Origin of the sequence: Alkalibacillus filiformis (assembly GCF_030814115.1) — a bacterium.
Lineage (GTDB): Bacteria > Bacillota > Bacilli > Bacillales > Alkalibacillaceae > Alkalibacillus > Alkalibacillus filiformis.
Window position 1 is genome coordinate 1 of the sequence record NZ_JAUSUP010000013.1, and the last position, 22,379, is coordinate 22,379.

A 22,379-nucleotide genomic window follows, 5' to 3' on the forward strand; every position below is an offset into this window, starting at 1 on the left:
CGTGGACACCCTTGCCTTTGACTATGTGCTTACCGCTACTAGGTCGCACTCGGGACTTTCACCCGTTAGAGCTCACCCATGCCGGGCAAACAGAATAGGCTTGTTCCAAAATGGAACAAGCCTATTTAATATTAAAATAACTCACTAAAGCTTCTGTAATTCTTCTTGAAGCCTCTCCATCACCGTATGGGTTTGATGCTTTAGCCATTTTCGCATGTGCCTCATCATCTGATAATAACTCATCTGCCAATTTGAAAATGTGATCTTCATTTGTACCTGCAAGCTTCAATGTACCAGCGGCAACTCCTTCTGGGCGCTCCGTCGTATCGCGTAGTACTAATACTGGCACACCCAATGAAGGTGCTTCTTCTTGAACCCCACCAGAATCCGTTAAAATTAAATGCGATCGTGCGGCGAAGTTATGGAAATCAATAACGCCCAGCGGCTCAATTAAATTAATGCGATCATCATCACCTAAAATTGAATTCGCTGTCTCTTGGACGACAGGGTTTAAATGTACAGGATAAACGACGTGGATGTCATCATGATTATCCACTAACCGCTTGATTGCACGGAACATTTGCTCCATGTTTTGGCCTAAATTTTCACGACGGTGGGCTGTCACTAAGACTAATCGCTTGTCACCAATCTCTTGCATAATAGGGCTTGTGTAATTGTCATCAACGGTCGTCTTAAGTGCATCAATTGCAGTATTACCCGTCACTTTGATCGTCGACTCATCTTTGTTTTCGTCTAATAAGTTTTGCTTTGCTTGATCAGTCGGAGAGAAGTGCAAGTCAGCCATCACACCTGTTAGTTGGCGGTTAAGCTCTTCAGGGAACGGTGAATGCTTATTCCACGTACGCAACCCTGCTTCAACGTGCCCTACCGCGACTTGGTTGTAAAACGCTGCGAGCGATGCGGCGAATGTCGTTGTTGTATCGCCGTGGACGAGGACGATGTCAGGCTTAGTCTCTTTAATGACTTCATCTAAGCCTTCTAATGCGCGGTTTGTCACTTGAGCTAATGTCTGCTTAGCCTTCATAATATTCAAGTCATAATCAGGTGTAATTTCAAATATATCTAACACTTGGTCCAGCATTTCACGGTGCTGTGCTGTAACCGTTACAATAGTTTCGAATTGTTCACTTTTTTTATTCAGTTCTAACACGAGAGGTGCCATTTTAATCGCTTCAGGCCTTGTCCCAAAGACGCTCATAACTTTGATTTTTTGCTTCATTGTAACACTCCATCAACTTCGTATTGTCACCTCTCATTTTACACCAATCATTTGTGAAAATATACTTCAGGCAAATTTAGATTCTCACGTTGATTCAACTGTTCATTATCTTGTATATAGTAATTCATAATTTTCTCTTTCATTTCTGGAGAAAGCTCGTATCTTTTGTAATGGATTTTATAGCTTAGCTCATTTTGCAATAACGATCTAGGCGAAAGCGTGATTTTTTTACGTTTTCTGTTAAAGAGTTTCTTCACGATCTTCTTCGAGTAATTTCTTTTTAACTTAATCTTCACTTCAGGAATGAAGCCTTTGGGACTTTTGTTCGTCTTAAACCATTTGTTTAAACGCCTTGCTAACTTAGCTTGTAGCCTACCATAGCTTCGATTTAATTGGACATGTTCATATTTAGGTATATGATTAAACCCTAGAAAGTTTAATAACTTTAATAAGTAATCTTCTTTCTGTTCCTTAAAGTTCTCATATACCCAAACAAAATATTGGTCTCCATACAATGACTCAATGTGATCAATGTATTGATTGTATAAATAGTTATCAAACACTTCATGATCGACTAATTCTTGTATATAAGTCTCTTCTTTCTTATCGCCTCCTTGGTGAAGAAATTCAATGTATAATGAGGTCATTAAGTCGACTTGATTCCTTAGACCGAGTATGACATGAACGTCGTACTCCTCTTTTGGAAATATGTTTCTAAGGTCACTTAAAATTTGATATGAACTTTTCATCTTCTTCTGAGAGAAAGGACTTCCACTGAAACCTTCATAAGAAATGAGTAAAGGTTGATCACCTTTACGTTTCTTTTCTAATGATTGTCGAATCTCTTCAAAATCTTCACCTTTAAGCTTTTTGTTTTTTATTCGGTACAGTAACTTCTTGGAGTTTGATTTTCGAACTAATGATATTCCTTTAAGTTTAGGGAAGACTTGCCATTGTAGAAAAGTTGTTGCTGTCTTATGAACCCCTATATGCAAATATACTTTCTTCTTCATATATTCCACCTCAAACTAGAATTAAATATAGCCTTTAGTTTCTAAATAACCGATAATTTTGTTTACACTTTCTTCTACTGTCATAACATAAGGCTTAATAATAGTCATTACAAAATCCTCCTGTTATTAAAACTGAATATTCAAACATTTACTTCGAAGATATAGAATATATGAAATAATGTCAAATAATAACTGGACAAACCTAAAAAAGCCCAAAGGCGAAAATACCTTTAGGCTTAAAACTATTAATCTTTAATTATCTTAAATAAGCTTCTTCAGCTAACATTAATCCTATAGAATCGTTTTGTTCCCAAATAGCGTCATAGTTACTTAACGGTACTGGACGATCTCCTATATAAGGTGAAAGTTCTGGTGTATAACCAGGGTAACCTAATGAATCTAGCACCCAATCTTTATACCCTCCTCCACTTGGATTAAACGGAGTATATAATGGATAACCAGTCTTATCACTAATCATATTAGCAATACGTAATGAATCATCTTGTAGTTGACCGCTTGTATAATAGTCCCAATACAGAATCTCACCAGAAGAGTGGTAAGCTACTGCTGTTTGAAAATCATGACTAATTGTGAAATCAAACATAGCTTGTGTTTCTGGTTCTGATAATGGACGTGGGCCTTTATATCGTTCTGGACCTGGCGTCGGTTCAACATATCTAATCGTATCCCAATCTGCAGGGTACTGCCTGTTTAAGTCAACCCCTCTTATATTGGCCTTCCAACCGTCAAAGTTAGTACTACCACCATTTAAAGCAATCACATAATCTGTGTTTTCTACTGCTTTTGGCCCTTCTTGAACAAGTACTACACCATCTGGATTAACCATTGGAACATAGTAAATTGAAGCTTGTTCTAATATCTCTCTAGCATCATACCCATCTACCGTTTCTTCTTTAACATACGCCTGACTGTAGGTATCGATCTGATGCATAACTAGATTAGTAGAAATCCACTCACGCGCATGGTGAGATGAGTTTATGGTAATCTTAGTATCTCCATTACCAACTTTAACTGCGTGGATATCTCGACCTTCAACAGATTGTCCAATGACTTCTACCTCTATTAAACCTGGGTATTGTCTAGCAAGTTGGTGTATATCTTTCACCATTTGATCATAAGTATAGGTTGTTTTTGCATTCACAATTGGTTCTGCATTAACGCCATCTAAACTTACGTCATCTTTATAAATATACCCTGTATGACGTTGACCTTCTACTACAACTTCTGCTTCATACCAATTTTCTGTAAATGACTTAAAGATTAAATCTGACCCGAAATTATAACCTTTCAATTGTCTTGAGTTTTTAGATGGATCACTATAAACATACGTTTTATCATAAATAGCAATCCCATCAAGGTTTTCTTGACTGGCGTCAACCGCTATTACATCATCCTTATGAATATAACCGGTTTGTGCATTACCACCTAAAATCACTGTTGCTTCATACCAGTCTTGAATGTATGTTCTATACTGTAACAGCCTACCTTCTGAATAACTCTTTAGTGTCCCAGAGTTTTTACTTGGCGTACCGTATACCTTTGTATTTGGACTGTATGCATAACCTTGCAAACTTTCTTGTTCTTCTACTGGTTCTTCTACATCATCTTTATGAATATAACCTGTATGCGCTTCTCCATTTAAAAAGACAGTCGCTTTATACCAATCATGAATGAAAGTTTCATATTTTAATATATGTCCCTGATTATAAGCTTTTAACGTGTCACTGCTTTTATTAGGACTATCATATACATGGGTGCGAACTTTTAGTGCTACACCTGATAGAGATTCAGGGTTGTCCACAGGCTCTTCAACATCTGAATGATTGATATAACCCGTATGACCTTCTCCATTCAAGAACACCGTTGCCTTATACCAACCATCTATAAATGACTCATAAAGTAAAGTTGCACCTGGTGAATAATCTTTTAAAACATTTGATGATACATTTGGACTAGAATAAACATTCGTTCGATCTTTCAAAGCTATACCAGAAAGATCAACAGGATTATCTACTGGTTCTTGAACATCACTTTTTGATAAGTAACCTGACTTTCGTTCACCATCTAAAATTACTTCTGCTCTATACCAGTCTTCTAGATAAGATTCATATTTTAAAACAGAGCCTACTGCATAGCTTTTTAAAACACCTGATTGGTTATTAGGACTATTGTATACGTTTGTTCGATCAGTTAAAGCAACCCCCGATAGATTCGTAGAGTCTTCAGTCGGTTCTTCAACATGACCTTTGTTTATATAACCTACATGTTGCTCACCATTTATATATACTACTGCCCTATACCAATCTGACAAATAAGTCTCATAGTAAAGTAAATGACCACGGTCATACGTCTTCAAGACACCAGCATTCAAAGTCGGACTAGCGTAAACGTGTGTTTCCTCATTTAAAGCATACCCAGATGAATTCTCTTGTTCATCAACTGGCTCTTCGACATCATTTACATGAATATAACCTGTTTGACGTTCACCATCAACGATAACCGATGCTTCATACCAATTTGCACTTAATGAAGTATAATATAATAATCTACCTTCTGAATAACTCTTCCATGTACCTGACTGTTTAGTGGGGCTCTTATACACACTGGTGTTGTCAATTGAATAACCTGATAGATTGGTTCTTTCTTCATTAATTAAATCTACATCATCCGTATGTATGAAACCTGCTTTTCTTTCTCCATCCACTATAACTTCTGCATCGTACCATTCTTCATCATCTGATTCTGTAAATATTAAGGTTGAACCTTCTGAGTATGTTTTTAATGCTGAAGATTCCTTAGTTTTTTCCTCATAAACTGCTGTATCCCCATTTATGACAATACCTTTTTCTGTTTGAGTACCTGCATATACTGTGCTTCCAACAAACAATAACAAGAAAGAAAATAATGCTAAAGATCCTACAAATGCTCCTATAGAACTTTTGACCCTAAAATTCAAAACATTATCCCCCCTAAATAACTTTTTACAGGACCATTATAACAGAAATATTGCGAAAATATTACAGAATATGGCTAAATACTTATAATTTTCCCAAAGGAATTACTGTTTAATTTTTTTAAGAGCATTAAATACCTCTTTTAATTCAGATCTACTTAACACCACAATGATTAAAGCAAAGACGGTATTTAATAACCATGATGACTCGAATAAGTTGATAAAGCTTACCCCTAACAATACTATTGTCACTAACATGAGGTTTCGAATCGGGAACTTAAACCACAACATTCTGGAGAACAATGACCTCACCCATAAATATAAAACAAAGCTTAATCCAGTAGCGATTGCTGCACCTAAGCTACCATAGATTGGGACTAACAAAACATTACCAATGACATTAAAAACTACTGCTATGGTAGAAGATATTAAGTTAAAAATTGTTCTCCGAGAGAAGGCAATTCCTTTTCCTGTTGTCTGCATAATGATCTCACTAATAGGAACGATGACCAGAAAGGGAATTATGATTGATGCCGCTAAGTAACTTTCATCAAAGATTAGTAAAATGACATCTTTAAACAACACGATTAGAGCAAAGACTAACAGAGACATCGAGATAACAATGCTGTTAATCCTGACAAATTTTTTATTGGCCACCCCTTCTTCATACCAACGATAAGCAGTCGGTGACCAGAATGATCCAAAGGACACATTAAAGATCCCCATAACTCCTGCAATTTTCATCGCAATCGCATAGATTCCTATTTCATCAAAGCTCGCCCAAGCTCTTAAAGAAAACTTATCAATTGTCGTTAATAAGAAAGTGAGTAAAACAGCTGGCATAATTGGTAAACCGAACTTCAGTAACTGTTTGTTTAAGTTAAAGTCAATACGAAAAGCACTAAACCAATACTTACAATTTATGATCGTTAAAATAACCGTTGTTAAAGTAAAAGAAATAAACTGTGCTATGACAATACTTTTAAAGCTTGTATCAATCCAATATAAAATGGAAACTAAGACGACTAGATTAATCAACTTTTCAGCTATTAACGCCACTGAATAATAAATTGGCTGTTCTAACTGTCTTAATAACAAAATGTTAAATTGATGACTAATAAAGACAGGAAGTAGTAAGGCAAGGATGACCATGACAAGTAACTCAATATCACCAAATAACAAAACAGACAATGGTGCGTAAAACAGTAAAATGATCGACCCTAATATTAATGAAAAAGATAGAGGAATAACAGAACTATTGAGTAGTAAATGTGTAACGTGACTTCGCCATAACGTAAACTCTCGCTCAAACGCCCCATCCATCCCTAACTTGCAAAATAATATAAGCATCGATAAGACGGTTGTAAACATCGTCGCTTTACCGAATTCATCCGGTGAAACGAACCATGTCGTGATAGGTACAATAAAGAAACTTATAACTGCTGATACAATTGGCCCTATTGAAAATAATGAAAACCGTTTTAGTAAACCACTCGCATGATCCGCCATGACAATGCTCCTTTTAATTTAATAGGCCATGCCACTAAACTTGTCGATAAAACGTTGATAAGCTTTTATAATATCTTCTATGTTACTTTCACCCAATGTAACTTCAGACTCTAACCTAACGATTGAGTAATTGTAGAAATAAACATCTCTGCACGTAGGATCAAACTTCAACCCACAAGATTGAAACAGCTTAATTAACGAAGAATCAAATTGCCCGTTTAAGTAACATTCAATCAGTCTAAAGTCATCTCGTATAAATGCCTCGACAAACATGATGTTTAACACATCATAGTAAAAGATTTTGTTGGAACAATCTTCCCAATCAATCAAGTATAGTTCGTCGCCTTTTAATAACATATTCTCGAAATGTAGATCAGAGTGCATAGGTACAACAGGGACTAACTCTTCTTGGTTAACGACAGTTTTTAAGCTTGATAACAGACCATTTATAGAAGAGTTATTCGAAAAACGATCAAAATAATAATCTAAATTAATATAGTAAAACTTCTCATGTTGACTCGATAAGTATTGATCATATTGTTCAATCACCTGTTCTACAACTTGAATTTGTTGGTCAAAAGATCTTTCAATTATTGGTTGTGTATTAATTAATTGCTCCATAACCGTTCTCTGTTTTTGATCAATGTTCAGAATCGTCGTATTAAAATAAGGACTGAAGAAGTTGATTGTCTCTTCAAAAGCTTCAAAACGGGAACAGTCTTTAAAGTAAGTTTTAGTCAACTGATTTTTAAAACTGAACACTTTAATATCTCCACTTCGGTTTAATAATAACAGTCCACCTTTATATTTGTGATTTGACCCGTTATTCGTCCAGTTCAAAACCCTCTCAATAGACCTTTTCACATTTACTTTTACCGTATTGCTGTAGTCACTTTTAATTAATTGACTTACAAACTGTTCAGCTTCTGAGTCTTCTTTATAAACAATTCTCTTGCTGTGTAAATGCGTTTTATATACTCCATTTTCTAAGTCAGGCTGCACCATGTTAAAGGCTTCTTTTAGCTTTCGATATTGTTTAACGTAATGTAACACTTTCACACACCCTATCTGTCTGTCACACATATTTATAAAAAAAGTGATGACACTACACAGTATCACCACTCTTGTTGTATGTTTAAACTTTTGCGTTCACTCTTTTTAACACTTCATCTTTAAGTGCTACAAGCCGTTCTTCTGCCTGCTCTTTCGTCTCACCCTTAACACCGAAGTAAAATTTAAGCTTCGGCTCAGTTCCAGACGGTCTTAAACAAGTCCAACAGTCATGGTCGAATTTGAACTTCACGCAATGTAATAACCAAGACGTTCATATAAAGAATCAAGAGCATCAAACAACGTTTTACCTTGAGACTTCCAGTATGCAGCCATTTCACTCGCTAACACCGTTGCTTGAACGGCATCTTTATCACGAGCAAAATCTTTCACTAAATAACCGTAGCTCTCTTCATACCCAAAAACAAATTCATACTCTCCAGACTGATTGAACTCTTCAATCTTCTCAGCAATAAACTTGAACCCTGTTAGTGTATCAAGTGTCGAAATGCCATGATGTTCTGCGACAGCTTGTCCTAATTGTGACGTTACAATCGTCTTAATCATCAAACCGTTTTCCGGTACTTCAGCTTTGTTAGCTAAAATATAATCCAATAACAGCGCCCCTAATTGATTCCCTGTTAACACTTGATATTGATCCTCTCGATTTAAGGCCGCTACCCCTAAACGGTCAGCATCAGGGTCAGTTGCGACTAATAGATCAGCCCCAACATCACGCCCTTTGTGAATCGCATATTCAAATGCTTGATGCTCTTCTGGATTTGGAGAAGAAACGGTTGAGAATTCAGGGTCTTCTACAACTTGTTCAGAAACCGCATGAACTTGGTTGAACCCTGCTTGTTTCAACCCTTCAGTCACAGGCATATTCGCTGTTCCATGTAACGGTGTAAATACAATACTTAAATCATCAGCATGACGCTTTAACAAGTCATGATTCATCGTCACAGATTTTAGCGCAGTTAAATACGCCTCATCGACTTCACAATCGACCCACTTCAACAAGCCCTTCTGATTAAGTTCTTCTTCACTTAGTACATCTATTTTCAACTCTTCTTCAACACAATTAACCTTCTCAATCATTTGATCGGCTTGTTTTGGTGGCAACTGTCCACCTACTTCATTGTAAACTTTATAAACATTGTATTCAGGTGGATTATGACTTGCTGTGATCATTACTCCAGCAGCCGTTTCTAATTGACGCACAGCAAAAGACAATTCAGGTGTTGGACGTAGTGAAGTGAACACATAAGTTGGAATACCATGGACACCTAACACTTTCGCCGTCTCAAGTGCGAACTCTTTTGATTGATAACGTGAATCATAGGCAACGACTACACCACGCTCAGCGTTCCCTTGCTCTTCTATGTATAACGCTAGCCCCTTTGCTGCTTTACGTACTGTATAGATATTCATTCGATTGGTTCCAGGTCCTAATTCTCCGCGCATCCCACCTGTTCCAAACTCTAACGTCTGATGAAAAGCATCTTCTAGTTCAGATTCATTCATTTGGAATAGCTTAATTTTTAATGATTCATCAAGTTGTTTAAACTCTCGCCACTTTTTGTACCGCTCTTGCCAACTCATACCATCACTCTCCTCTAGTTATTAAACGATAAAACACAAGATATATCAACATACCAAAACTAGCACCAACCGTATCTAAAACAACATCGCTCACTTCTCCGGATCTTCCTGGTATGTATAATTGATGCACTTCATCTGAAATGGCGTATAATAGACAAACTAAAATCGACACCCAAACACTTCTCTTTAACTTTACACCACTGATTCTTAAAGCATTTATCACAAGAACACCTAAAATAAAGTATACAAAAAAATGCGCCCCTTTTCGAATGACAATGTGTACCCATTCAGTATCAGCGTCAATAAAAGGCACAATCGAAAGCACGATTTCGACGACACTACCACTTAACTCACTTGATTCTTCTCCCGGCTGGTGAGAGAAATAAAAAATAAGCCCCATCCACATAAGGACAGCCAGCCAAGACACAATCTTCTTCATAACCCATCTCCTTAAGCCCTACGATCAATCAAAAAACATTATGTAAAACAAAAATAACCTATCATCATATAGTACAACAACTTCCATTATTTTGGAATCTATTAAACTAAAATCATAATGAAAATTAAGTGGAGAGATCAAATACCGCATTAAATTTTAAACTCCACCGCACAAAGGCGGTGGAGTTTCGTCTGAGTGTCTTTTTATTTTATTTTTTGGGGAAAGTGGGCTCCATTAATTCCCACTGTGTTTATTGAGAGTTATTTTCCGTTCAATTTTTAGTTACCTTGCCTTTTTTGGCGAAAATCTTCTTTAAGGACTTGTATAAACTTAAACATACTTAGAGGAATCTTGCCACCACTTAGCTTAAAGATCCTCCAATGAAGTCCGAGCATCTGTTCAAGATCTTCTTTCCGATTCTCCTTGGCGAATCTATAGTAAGCATGAATGAACTCAGATTTCATTTTTTCAATCTCTTCTGCTTTGTCTTTTACAGTTTCCAAAAAGCTACCTTCTCACCTCCACTATAATTTGTTGAAAAAAGCTGCGATTACAATTAGTTCCTAATAACCACCACCTTGTTCCTACAAAGTACATCTTTATTTTACAAAGTTTTCAGAATAAGTAAAGTACTTTTTTGAAAATAATTATGAACAATTTGTGAACAATCGCGCAAGAAAGTAACCATTGACCCATCATTATTTAATTTTTAGGTAAAAACGGCAGCCACAAGCTTGTTTATAGATATTATGAACAAGTTAAAGCTTGATCGTTGTAAACGCTAAACTAAAGTAGACAGTTTTTGCTTAATAAAAGTTTACACTTTTCAATCAAAAATAACTCTCTGTAGTATGATAGAATGATCAACTGTCAGCGTCAGCAGTAGGATAAAAGATGGAATAGTGAGACAAATGTTTATGGAAATCTATCAAATTAAGAAACAACGATTTAAAATTAGGAGGATTGTAAGGAAGTTAGGTGTTTCATGAACAAAAATTCAATAACAGTTTCAATTTGGCTATAATATATTTAATGCTCTTATTAAGTATTCTTTCGATGGATTAAAGTTAAAGGTGGCCTTTCGGCCACCTCTAATCTCTACTAAACACATCTCTTGTATAAACTTTGTCACGAACATCTTGTAGTTCTTCTGATAGTCTATTGGCTACAATTACATCAGATGAAGCTTTGAACTGATCAAAGTCGTTAATAACTTTCAAGCCTTCAAACTCATCGTCTGTTAGTGATGGTTCATAAACAACTATTTCAACACCATTCGAGCGTAAGCGTTCAATAACACCTTGGATGGCTGGTTGTCTGAAGTTATCAGAATCTGTTTTCATCGTTAAACGATAGATTCCAACTTTCTCAGGGTTTCTTGCTAAAATTCTATCTGCATTGTGAGTTTTTCTTGTTTCATTAGCGTCGACAATTGCTGTAATGATGTTATTAGGTACATCTTCAAAGTTCGCTAATAACTGCTTGGTATCCTTCGGTAAGCAGTAACCGCCATAGCCAAATGAAGGGTTGTTGTAATAATCTCCAATTCGTGGGTCTAGACTTACCCCTTCAATAATTTGTTGTGTATCTAAGCCATTAATCTCGGTATAGCTGTCTAGCTCATTAAAGAAAGATACGCGCATTGCTAGATAAGTATTAGCAAATAGTTTAATAGCTTCTGCTTCTGTTGAGTTTGTAAATAGCGTTGGGATATCTTCCTTGATGGCACCTTCAGCTAATAGATTAGCAAACGTCTCGGCACGTTCTGATTGCTCTCCAACGATAATACGAGAAGGGTGTAAATTATCGTATAACGCCTTGCCTTCTCTTAAAAACTCAGGTGAGAAGATAATATTCTCAGTATTATACTTCTTCCTTAACTCTTCTGTATAACCAACAGGGATTGTTGACTTGATCACCATGATAGCATCTGGATTAATATCTAAAACATTCTCAATCACCGTTTCAACTGAGCTTGTATCAAAATAATTCTGTTCTGGAACATAGTTTGTTGGTGTTGAGATAACAACATACTCAGCATCTTTAAATGCTTGTTCTTTATCTGTTGTTGCTGTTAGGTTTAAGTCTTTAGTCGCTAAGAACTCCTCAATCTCAGGATCAACAATTGGAGATTGTTTATTTTTAATTAGATCTACTTTCTCTTCCATTATATCTAATGCAATGACTTCATTATACTGGGCTAGTAGGACTGCGTTTGATAGACCTACATAGCCTGTGCCGGCGATTGTGATTTTCATATAAAAGTCTCCTTTATGAAAGTTTGCTATTTAACAACTTATCTTTTCACTAAAAACCATTCATTCAATAACTCTTTCTTATTATAAGTAAACCTCTCGCCATCTGACTCTCGTAACACTTGTCCACCTGCTGCTTCGACAATCGCTTGGCCTGCACCTGTGTCCCATTCCATAGTTGGGGCGTAGCGTGGGTAATAGTCTGCTTCACCTTCAGCGACTAAGCAAAACTTTAAGCTACTGCCGGATGATACAGTTTGAACATCACCTTTTAACCCTTCAATAAAAGCCTCAGTTTCTTCAGACATGTGCGAGCGACTTGCAACAACGTGAATCGTGTCGCGCTCTTGATCCATAGGCAATTCCACTGCTGCATCAAGCCAATAATCTGCAGTCACTTTTGATGCTTGTTCAACTTTATAAGCACCCTCACTTTCTGAACCAATATACATAATGTCTAAAGCTGGTGCGTAAATCACACCTAATGTTGAAACATTTCCTTCAACAAGAGCAATGTTAACGGTAAATTCACCATTTTTCTTAATAAATTCTTTCGTACCATCAACCGGGTCAACTAACCAAAACTCACTCCATTTCTTACGTTCTTCATAAGGAATATCGCGACCTTCTTCGCTTAAAATCGGGATGTCTGGAAAAGCTGATTTCAGTCCTTGAGAAATCACGTGATGTGCTCGTTCATCCGCAATTGTTAGTGGGGAATCGTCTTCTTTAAATGCCACGTCGAAATCTTGTTCATAAACAGACATGATTTCTTTCCCTGCTTCTAAACAAATGTCATATAATGTCTTAATTTGATCACTCATATATATTCTCCTTTCTTATTAAAACCAAACAAAGTTCACAATGGTTACTGTCGTAATCATTACAAGTAATGCGAGTGGTGTACCGACTTTAATGTAATCTTTAAAGTGATAGCCACCGGGGCCGTAAACAATCAAATTCGTTTGATAACCAATTGGGGTAATAAAACTGGCTGAAGCTGCGATGGCAATGATTACAGCAAACCCCATGTAATCCACTCCTAATGTTGATGCCATTTCAAGTCCAATTGGAAGCATTAACACAGCAGCGGCACTATTAGTAATCAACTCTGTAAAGATATTCGTTAATATATACACGGCAGCTAACAACACCAATATACCCAATGGTTCACCTATTACTAGTAATCCATTAGCTAACCACGATGCCAAGCCAGTCTGTGTCATCGCTTCTCCAACCCCAAATGCACTAGCTATTAAAAGTAACACATTAAATTGGATATAACCCTTTGCTTCTTCTGGTGTTACTAATTTAGTAATCACGTAAATAAAGACGGTTAATAACATGGCTTTAAACATGGTTAAGAACCCAAGTGTTACTGACATGATCATCAATAGTAAAACCGCAATCGACAACCATCCTTTACGTGGATTGCCATTTAAATCTTTCGGTGTCTCTAATGAAGACACAATATAAAAATTATTGGAGTTGCTGTAGCGCTTCACAAAATCTGAACCGGCGAGTAAGAGTAATACATCACCAGGCTTTAAAATGATATCACCGATTTTACTTTGAATCCGTTCATTGTTACGGTGCACGGCTAGCACGCCGGCATCAAACTGTGAACGAAACTGAGATTGTTTTATTGTTTTTGATAATAAAGAAGATTGGTGGGATACAACAGCTTCCACAAGTTGAACACCACCATCTTTTAAATCCTCTAAGTCGAGGTTGGAACCTGTTTGTAGTTCTAGTCCTTTTATTTGTTGTAATTCTGCAATGGTTGACATCAATCCAGTAAAAATTAATCGGTCGCCCTCTTCAATGATGGTTTGCGATTTAACAGGTGAAAGGCGGTCTTCGCCACGAATAATTTCAATCAAGTATAGCCCTTTTAATTCACGTAATCCTGCATCGGCAACCGTTTGGTTAACTCCATGAAATGATGATAACACGACCATTTCTGCTATGTATTCGCGTGTTTCTTCCTTAATACGTTCACTAAATCCTTTATGACCTGGTAACAACTTATTTCCGATCGTAAATAAATAGATAAAACCGATAATCATGATTGGAATACCAACGACAGCAAGCTGGAATATACTAAATCCAGTTAGTTCACGATCCAATAACATTCCATGAATGACAAGATTCGTCGACGTACCCATCAGTGTAATCGTGCCACCTAAGATCGTGACATAGGACAACGGAATTAAAAATTTCGATGGAGCGATTCCGCGCTCCTCACACCAGTTTTTAATCATTGGGGTGAATGTGACAACGATTGGTGTATTGTTTAGAAAGGCAGATGATAAAGATGCTGGAAAAAAGAAACGAAACATCGCGTGTTTAACACTTTGACTTTGATCGAGCCACCTTACCATTAGCTTCTCCAACACACCATATTTTTGAATCGTTCCAGCTACTACAAATAATAATGCAATAGTTAACATACCTTGGTTAGAAAAACCGTTGAAGGCTTCTTGAGGTGTTAACAGGCCAGTTAAAACAAAGACGATTAAGACAGAAAATACAATCATATAGGGGCGCGCCATTTCAAACAGTAAGGCACCAAACATAACTAAAATCATACATAGTACAAAAATCATCTCTATTGTCACTTCATCACCCCATTCCTATTAAAAAGGGCTACTACCATAACATTGATAGTAGCCTTTTTCGTTTATGCTAACTGTTGTTGAATTTGTTTTACGATATAATCTGTTGCTTCATCTAAACTCATTTGACTTGTGTCAACTTCGATATCTGGGTTCTGTGGTGCTTCATATGGGCTTGTGACACCCGTGAAGTTAGGGATTTCTCCATCTCGAGCTTTTTGATATAGCCCTTTAACATCACGTTCTTCACATACTTCAAGTGGTGTACTGACATAAATTTCGATAAATGATTCACCGATAATGTCACGTGCATTTTGGCGATCACCTTCGTATGGTGAAATAAATGACGACAACGTGATCAGACCTGCATCATTCATTAACTTACTTACCTCAGCAATACGACGGATATTTTCGACTCGATCGGCCTCTTTAAACCCTAAGTTTTGGTTCAAGCCATGACGAACATTATCACCGTCTAATAACATCGTATGGTGGCCATGTGCGACAAGACGTTTTTCCACTTCGTTAGCTAAGGTTGATTTACCTGAGCCAGATAAACCTGTAAACCATAGTGTAAGTGGTTGTTGGCCTTTCTGTTGTGAACGGATTGGACGTGTAATATCCGTATCTTGCCACACAACATTCGATGAGCGACGTAGAGCATGATTAACTACACCTGCAGCTGATGTCATGTTTGATACACGATCAATTAAGATAAAACCACCAAGCGCTTCGTTATTTTCGAATTTGTCAAAAACAGCTTTCTCAGATAAGGCAATATCACAGACAACAAGCTCATTTTTATAAACTTTGTCAGCTGGTACGTCATCACCTGTATTAATATCGATTTTATGTTTGATTTTCATGACTGTACCAGGAAGTGTTTTCGTTCCAAGTTTGACTAAATAGTTACGTCCTTCGACTAATTCGTCACCATCCATCCATAATAGTGTTGTCGTAAATTTATCGGCAACATTAAGCTCTTCATTTGTTGTTAAAACGTCACCACGTGATACATCGACTTCTCGATCTAATTGAACCGTGACAGCTTGGCCAATGCCCGCTTCACCAGACTCTTGATCTGAAACTAGTAAACTCTTAACATTTGCTTTCTCTTTACTTGGTAACGTTATAACTTCATCGCCAACATTAATTTGGCCTGATTCAACTTGACCTTGAAAACCACGGAATTGATGGCTTGGACGGCTAACGCGCTGAACAGGTAATGTGAACGCTGCTTCGTCCATTTGATCTGTCACATCAATATCCTCTAAATACTGTAGCAACGGCTTACCATCATACCAAGGTGTGTTTTCGGATAATTTCGTGACGTTATCGCCAGCAGTTGCTGATACTGGAATAACTTGAATGCTCTCTAAATTGAAATTATACGTAAACTGTTCAAATTCTTGTTTAATCTCGTTAAAACGTGCTTCATCATAGTCAACCAAGTCCATCTTGTTCACGGCTAAGACAATATGGTTAATCCCCATAAGTGAACAAATACGTGCGTGACGCTTTGTTTGCGCAATAACACCTTTAGTTGCGTCAACTAAAATTACCGCTAAATCCGCAAAAGACGCACCAACAGCCATATTACGTGTATATTCTTCGTGTCCGGGGGTGTCTGCTACGATAAATGAACGGTTATCTGATGTAAAATAACGATATGCAACATCAATTGTAATCCCTTGTTCACGCTCAGCCATAAGGCCATCTAGTAATAAAGAATAGTCTATTTCACCACCACGACTACCAACTTTACTATCGAGTTCTAATGCTTTTTCTTGGTCCGCAAATAATAGTTTAGCATCATATAGCATATGTCCAATTAATGTTGATTTACCATCATCGACACTACCACATGTGAGGAATTTTAATAGTCCCTTCATTTTAGAAATACCCCTCTCGTTTGCGACGTTCCATGCTGCCTGCAGCCTCTTGGTCAATCACGCGACTTGTACGCTCAGATGAGACAGCGCCAAGTGTTTCTTCAATGATTTCATCTAAGGTATCAGCTTCTGACTCCACACCACCAGTTAATGGATAACAACCCAATGTACGGAAGCGCACTTTCTTATGCTCAACTTTTTCATCTTCACCAATAGACATGCGGTCATCATCGACCATAACGATATTGCCATCGCGTTCAACCACTGGTCGTTCTTTCGCAAAATAAAGCGGGACAATCTCAATATTTTCACGGCGTATGTACTGCCAAATATCTTTTTCTGTCCAGTTAGAAAGCGGGAACACACGCATGCTTTCACCTTTATTAATGTGCGTATTGTATAACTTCCACATTTCAGGCTTTTGATTCTTCGGATCCCACGCATGGTTTTCGTTACGGAATGAAAATACACGTTCCTTTGCACGTGACTTCTCCTCATCACGACGTCCACCACCAAACACTGCATCAAATCCATGTTTATCAAGTGCTTGTTTTAAAGCTTGTGTCTTCATGACGTCTGTATAAGACGCCCCATGATCAAATGGATTGATCCCTTTTTCAACACCTTCTTGATTAATATGTTCAAACATTTCAATACCAAGTTCTTTTGCCTTTCGATCACGGAAATCTATCATTTCTTTAAACTTCCACGTCGTATTTACGTGTAGTAACGGAAATGGTGGTTTTTCCGGATAAAATGCCTTCATTGCTAAATGAAGCATAACTGAACTATCTTTACCGATCGAATAGAGCATGACCGGGTTTTCACATTCTGCTGCTACTTCTCTTATAATATATATTGCTTCAGCCTCAAGTTGATCGAGGTGTGTTAGTTCTTTCATTGATAAGTACCTCCTTTGAAATTTCAAAATTAGTATACATTCAAACTATTAAAAATTTGCGAAAATATTTAATTTTATAGAGTGTCATTAAAACCTGTGGCTAACTAAGTACACTTCTGACCCTCAATAACGAGCAGCAATAAAATTAAAAAACAAACCAAAGATTAGTGCAACAACCTTCCCAAGAAAAACAAAGCTTAGTTGTTTAGTTACATTGGATAACTCCTTTTTCATGTTCATCTTCTTAACTTTAGTAACTAACTTCATGTATCAGTTTTATTTAAAGTAATGATCCTGTCTAGAGCCTATATTTTGATCTTTTTCATATTTATTAATTACAGTTGATAGCCCCAATAAAATCCATAAATGTGTTACAATCCCATTCGTATTCATATTCATAAGAATTTCATCATACCTTCTAAATAGAACAAGCTCATAAGCAACGAAATTCATAAAGAATAAAACTGAGATTAATAAAACTAATGGTAGAACCTTTAATGTATCTTTCTTTATTATCGCCTTAAATTTTATATGCGAAATTATAATATAATGATATAATACTGAACCAATGACTCCTAGTGTTGTTGCTAAATTTAACAATGAGTTATGAGCAGAAGTCCAACCTGTTTGCCCAAAAGTATTATAATAGTAATTCCCTATCCCGGTTCCCCACAACATATAATTATTTTCATTAATATACTCTAATGTTAAATCCCATATCATCACCCTAGGTGTATTTAAACCTTGATCTAAAAAACGAGACATTGTTGTTGAAAACTCAGCTAGATATGAAGCGTTTAAAATAAAAGGAATAATTAGTAAAGCATACACACAAAACAGAATTAACCTTTTTAATGTAATTGGAATTGTAATTAGAAATAGGCACATCCCCACTAAAAGGCTAAGTAGCGCACCTCTAGAACCAGTAACAAGTAACAAGAATATAAACACACCTATTCCAACAACATATACTGTATTAAATTTTTGGTAGTTTAGGTATAATGCTATTAAAATAGCAATTACTAATAAAACAGCTAACTGATTTGAATTAGTAAATATTCCCGAGAACCTTTCATTTTCTAAGGCTATATATATTATGTTCTGCGTTTCTAAAATAATTGTTGTTAGGCTATGGATTAGCATAACAACAAAAATTGTATTTAATACTAAATGTATATCTCTTCTATTTTCAACAATATTACTAATAACTAGAAATATTGCATAAGGAATTATCCCCCCGTAAATAACACCATTAATAGCAACATCTATTCTCTCCGCGTTTATTACTGAGAAAATAGCAAAGATTAGAACTACCCAATTAATATAAATTATTTTTCTATCTACTTTTAATCTCTTATTTACAAGTATCCTAGATATTAATACTATCCAATAAATCAAACTATAGTTTATAATTAAACCCAATAAAGAAAAGTTTAAAAAAACAATATCTCTCATAATATACCACTGCAGTAATGGGTAGATCATAAGATAAAGGAAAATTAAATAAATATAGTTATTTTTTGTGATTGCCTCAACCAAAACCCATATACATACGAACATTGACAAATAATATATTACTGGAGGGCCACCCACATTTGATATATCTATTAACCCCAAGTAATAAAGAACTATATATATAGGTAGTGATAATATAAAATTAACCAATGTCTTTGATGTAAAAAAAGAATGATAGTAAATTTTTAACATAAAAAAAGACCCAATCCTTTTTCATTTTTTTATAATAGATCTTATCTCTAACTTCACAGCATAGCCCTATTGTAAGCGTCAAGTAAAAAAGAACACTTTTTGCTAATTAATTCTGAACACTTTCTTCCTCAAATATGGACGTTCGATTCTTCATCTGATGACTATTTTCATCGCGAAATTGAATGACTTCTACTCGATGTAGAGCCCATCCAAAATGGCTGTGCTGATCCCTTGATCACCTAATATCACTTGGACCCTTATTTAAATTTATATAATCGAGGCTTTGTCATGTAAGTCATTGATGAGATGGAAAAAGAGGTTAGCTTCTCTCTGATCCATCGCCATAAACATTAGATCATCAATAATGACCAGATTAACGTTTCTTAATCGTTTCATCCTAATTTGGGCTTTTCGTCTGAATTCTTCAGCTTTTAAATTCCTTATTAATTCTTCCAATGTTATAAACATGACCTGTTCCTCTTTCTTCTGGCCACTCGGTCTACTTTAGTTTAGCGTTTACAATGATTAGGGAATAAAACTTCTTGCATAAAATTTGTGCCAGTTTTGTGATATCCAATGTGAATAATTTTATCCATTTTTTCACCCACCCAATTAATTAACTTTAATTAGCATTGAAACAAACCTATTTATAACCTAGCATTTTTAAGTTTTTTTCTAAGTTTGAATTAACATACTCTTTTTCATTCAGAGACAATTCATGTTCCCATTTCCCTATTGAGTTTTTATTAACAGAATTATTTAAGTTCTTATGATGGCTTAAACTTGTATCTCCTAATCCACCAATATTTTCATAGAAAGACAGCATAGATTCTTCGAATTTAATATTTAAAAAGTTGCATATTTTTTTTAGTTCATCTTTAGGATTTCTAACAATATCTTCGTATTGAACTTCATAATATTGCTGCCTTTCTTTCTTCCTACCGAACTTCTTAGCTCGTGTAATACTTTCGTTCCACCTTTCACATGAATACTTTAAGTCATATAAACCCGCTTTTTGATAAGAATTTGCGACATCTCTACCATCCCTAATAATATGAATATACTTAGCATTAGGAAATAAACTATCTAACCAATTCAAACCTAACGTATTTAACGGAGTTTTATCTCCCCAAATTTGAGAACCAGGAAAATGAACTTCGGAATAATAAACATATAACTCATCTATAATATTTGCTAGAGTCCTTTTTTCCTTTGATAATAACTTGAGTCTTTGGTAGAGTTCATTTGTATTTATATCCCAAGTTGGAAATTGTTGATGAGATTCAAATTCACCTATAACAATCTTCACCAATTCATCCCACTCTAAAAAATTATATGTATGGAACTTTCTAATGACTCTATTTAAAACATAAGATTCTGGTGGAATTGATATTTCTGAGTGGCTTGTAAGCATAGCTCGTAACAAAGTGTTTCCAGACCTACCCGATCCTATAATGAAAAAGGGCGTACAACTCACATTTTCAGTCTTATAATTGAGTGGAGATCTGTTTAATAAAAACCTTTTTAGTAATTTCGCTGTATCATACATATTATAAACTTTTCTAGGATATCTATTTTTTTTAGATATTTTGTTTTCTTTTAATGTTTTCACCCTGAACACCCTTTCTCAAATATAATGTCAATTTAAGTTTAATTGTTCTTAGTTTTATTTCCTTTTATTTTATCCATAATTTTATATAAAATAAATTTGTCATCATTACTTAAACCAAATAAATACATAACTAACGAAAACAACAAAATGGTTATTGGTACATATATAATTAAATCTACTATATAAGATATAGTAAAAACCATTTTAATAAAGTACACTGACACAAAACTAATCAAAACAGCAAATATAGCATTGATATATTGGAAACTATATGGATGTATTCGATAAAGCTTATATACTAACAACAATCTTATAATGTTTGCCAGAGCGACTGAAACTAGAGAAGCGACCGCTGCTCCTGATATACCATGGTTAGGAATTAACATAAGGTTTAATACTATATTTATTACAACTATTAAAATATTAATATACATGCCATACATTGAGTAACCTGTCATAATTAATATATAACCTGATGAACCGACTCCTACGTTTACCAGCTGGCCACAAGCAATTATAACTAGCACAGTAGATCCTATTAAAAACTCTTCACCAAACAAATACATTATTTCATCATTTAGCAAAAGAATAATACTAAAAGCAAATAAATTAACTATAACAACCCATTTTGTAATGGTCTTAAACATGGATTCTAATTCTTTCATATCCCCTCTATGAAAAAGAGAAGATATGGTTGGAGCAAACATCATATTAAAAGCTACAAGTATAAAACCGCTTAAAGTTCCAATTTGTAACGCAATTCTATACACCCCTACCTCTTCGTCTGTTAAAAAGTAGCCTATCATTAAGATGTCAGTTTTTTGACTTATAAATCCTAAAAACCCTGTAAACATTAATGGCAAGGAATAAATTAATACTTTCTTATATTCCTTTAAAGCATCTATTTTTATTCTTGAAAAAAGCTTTTTGTTGTGAACTTTATATATTAAATAAAGAACACCAATAAAGATAGAAATATAAAATGAAAGAACTAATGTTTCTAAAGTTGTTCCTAATAATGTTAAAGCAAAAGTTAGTGATATAATTTTTAGAATTGGTATAATTATATCTTGATTAATAACAAATGGTTTAATGTCTTTAATACCTCTAAAGACACCTTGAGTTAATTTTGATAACACTAACAATATTATTAACGGTGACAATATTTTAATTATATAACTATAATCAGATTCAGAACCATTTAATAAAGATCCTATCCATTCACTATTAGTTATTAATAAAATAGTAAATAATAAACTTACAAGAAGTACAAAAATATAACTAATACTTATTATTTGATTCCTGTAGTTATAATTCTTTTCTTCAGTCATTTTTGGTAAATAATACACTAACCCCTGTTGCAAGCCTAATAATGCTAACATAGGAAAGAAGCTTATAAAAGTAAATATTAATGTGAATTGACCATATACTTCAGCTCCAAGAAAACGTGCTGCAATTAAGTTAAATAGAAGACCAAATACAAGCCCTAGGATTTTACCTATAAAAACAATACTTGATTGTTTAGTAACATTTTTTAATTCACTTCCCACAACATACACCTTTT

The 22,379-nt window shown here is 35.3% G+C and carries 15 protein-coding genes and 2 pseudogenes; all 17 read right to left on the reverse strand.

The window, feature by feature from the left end:
- Nucleotides 1–121 precede the first annotated feature (121 nt).
- Nucleotides 122–1,240: a non-hydrolyzing UDP-N-acetylglucosamine 2-epimerase gene (gene wecB / locus J2R98_RS12700; protein ID WP_307069569.1), complete on the reverse strand. Its 1,119-nt coding sequence runs from the start codon at nucleotides 1,238–1,240 to the stop codon at nucleotides 122–124.
- Between the two features lie 47 nt (nucleotides 1,241–1,287).
- Nucleotides 1,288–2,253, reverse strand: a complete 966-nt coding sequence (locus J2R98_RS12705) for a hypothetical protein (RefSeq protein ID WP_307069571.1) — start codon at nucleotides 2,251–2,253, stop codon at nucleotides 1,288–1,290.
- Between the two features lie 256 nt (nucleotides 2,254–2,509).
- On the reverse strand, nucleotides 2,510–5,230 hold the full coding sequence (locus J2R98_RS12710; RefSeq protein WP_307069573.1) for a M14 family metallocarboxypeptidase: 2,721 nt from the start codon (nucleotides 5,228–5,230) through the stop codon (nucleotides 2,510–2,512).
- Nucleotides 5,231–5,332: 102 nt separating this feature from the next.
- Nucleotides 5,333–6,736 (reverse strand): oligosaccharide flippase family protein, encoded by a 1,404-nt coding sequence (locus J2R98_RS12715; RefSeq protein WP_307069575.1) that lies wholly within the window; start codon nucleotides 6,734–6,736, stop codon nucleotides 5,333–5,335.
- 18 nt (nucleotides 6,737–6,754) lie between these two features.
- On the reverse strand, nucleotides 6,755–7,789 hold the full coding sequence (locus J2R98_RS12720) for a phosphotransferase (protein ID WP_307069576.1): 1,035 nt from the start codon (nucleotides 7,787–7,789) through the stop codon (nucleotides 6,755–6,757).
- An 82-nt stretch (nucleotides 7,790–7,871) separates the two neighbouring features.
- Nucleotides 7,872–9,391, reverse strand: a pseudogene (locus J2R98_RS12725) (phospho-sugar mutase).
- 4 nt (nucleotides 9,392–9,395) lie between these two features.
- A complete protein-coding gene (locus J2R98_RS12730) occupies nucleotides 9,396–9,830 on the reverse strand; it encodes a VanZ family protein (protein WP_307069578.1) in 435 nt (144 codons plus the stop codon).
- Nucleotides 9,831–10,108: 278 nt separating this feature from the next.
- A complete protein-coding gene (locus J2R98_RS12735; protein ID WP_307069579.1) occupies nucleotides 10,109–10,333 on the reverse strand; it encodes a hypothetical protein in 225 nt (74 codons plus the stop codon).
- Between the two features lie 588 nt (nucleotides 10,334–10,921).
- On the reverse strand, nucleotides 10,922–12,088 hold the full coding sequence (locus tag J2R98_RS12740) for a nucleotide sugar dehydrogenase (RefSeq protein WP_307069581.1): 1,167 nt from the start codon (nucleotides 12,086–12,088) through the stop codon (nucleotides 10,922–10,924).
- Nucleotides 12,089–12,126: 38 nt separating this feature from the next.
- The gene (gene cysQ / locus J2R98_RS12745) at nucleotides 12,127–12,909 is read right to left on the reverse strand and encodes a 3'(2'),5'-bisphosphate nucleotidase CysQ (RefSeq protein WP_307069583.1); all 783 of its coding nucleotides are present in this window, start codon (nucleotides 12,907–12,909) and stop codon (nucleotides 12,127–12,129) included.
- A gap of 18 nt (nucleotides 12,910–12,927) precedes the next feature.
- Nucleotides 12,928–14,706, reverse strand: a complete 1,779-nt coding sequence (locus J2R98_RS12750; RefSeq protein ID WP_307069585.1) for an SLC13 family permease — start codon at nucleotides 14,704–14,706, stop codon at nucleotides 12,928–12,930.
- Between the two features lie 62 nt (nucleotides 14,707–14,768).
- Complete coding sequence (cysC, locus tag J2R98_RS12755; protein WP_307069587.1) at nucleotides 14,769–16,595, reverse strand: adenylyl-sulfate kinase; 1,827 nt, start codon at nucleotides 16,593–16,595, stop codon at nucleotides 14,769–14,771.
- Nucleotide 16,596: 1 nt separating this feature from the next.
- Nucleotides 16,597–17,496, reverse strand: coding sequence for a sulfate adenylyltransferase subunit CysD (gene cysD, locus J2R98_RS12760; protein ID WP_307069589.1), 900 nt, complete (start codon nucleotides 17,494–17,496; stop codon nucleotides 16,597–16,599).
- 276 nt (nucleotides 17,497–17,772) lie between these two features.
- The gene (locus tag J2R98_RS12765) at nucleotides 17,773–18,951 is read right to left on the reverse strand and encodes an O-antigen ligase family protein (protein ID WP_307069591.1); all 1,179 of its coding nucleotides are present in this window, start codon (nucleotides 18,949–18,951) and stop codon (nucleotides 17,773–17,775) included.
- Nucleotides 18,952–19,309: 358 nt separating this feature from the next.
- Nucleotides 19,310–19,677 (reverse strand): annotated as a pseudogene (locus J2R98_RS14565) (ATP-binding protein); the annotation flags it as partial.
- Nucleotides 19,678–19,846: 169 nt separating this feature from the next.
- A complete protein-coding gene (locus J2R98_RS12775; RefSeq protein ID WP_307069594.1) occupies nucleotides 19,847–20,815 on the reverse strand; it encodes a sulfotransferase family protein in 969 nt (322 codons plus the stop codon).
- A gap of 38 nt (nucleotides 20,816–20,853) precedes the next feature.
- Nucleotides 20,854–22,365, reverse strand: coding sequence for a flippase (locus tag J2R98_RS12780; RefSeq protein WP_307069596.1), 1,512 nt, complete (start codon nucleotides 22,363–22,365; stop codon nucleotides 20,854–20,856).
- Between the last annotated feature and the right edge of the window lie 14 nt (nucleotides 22,366–22,379).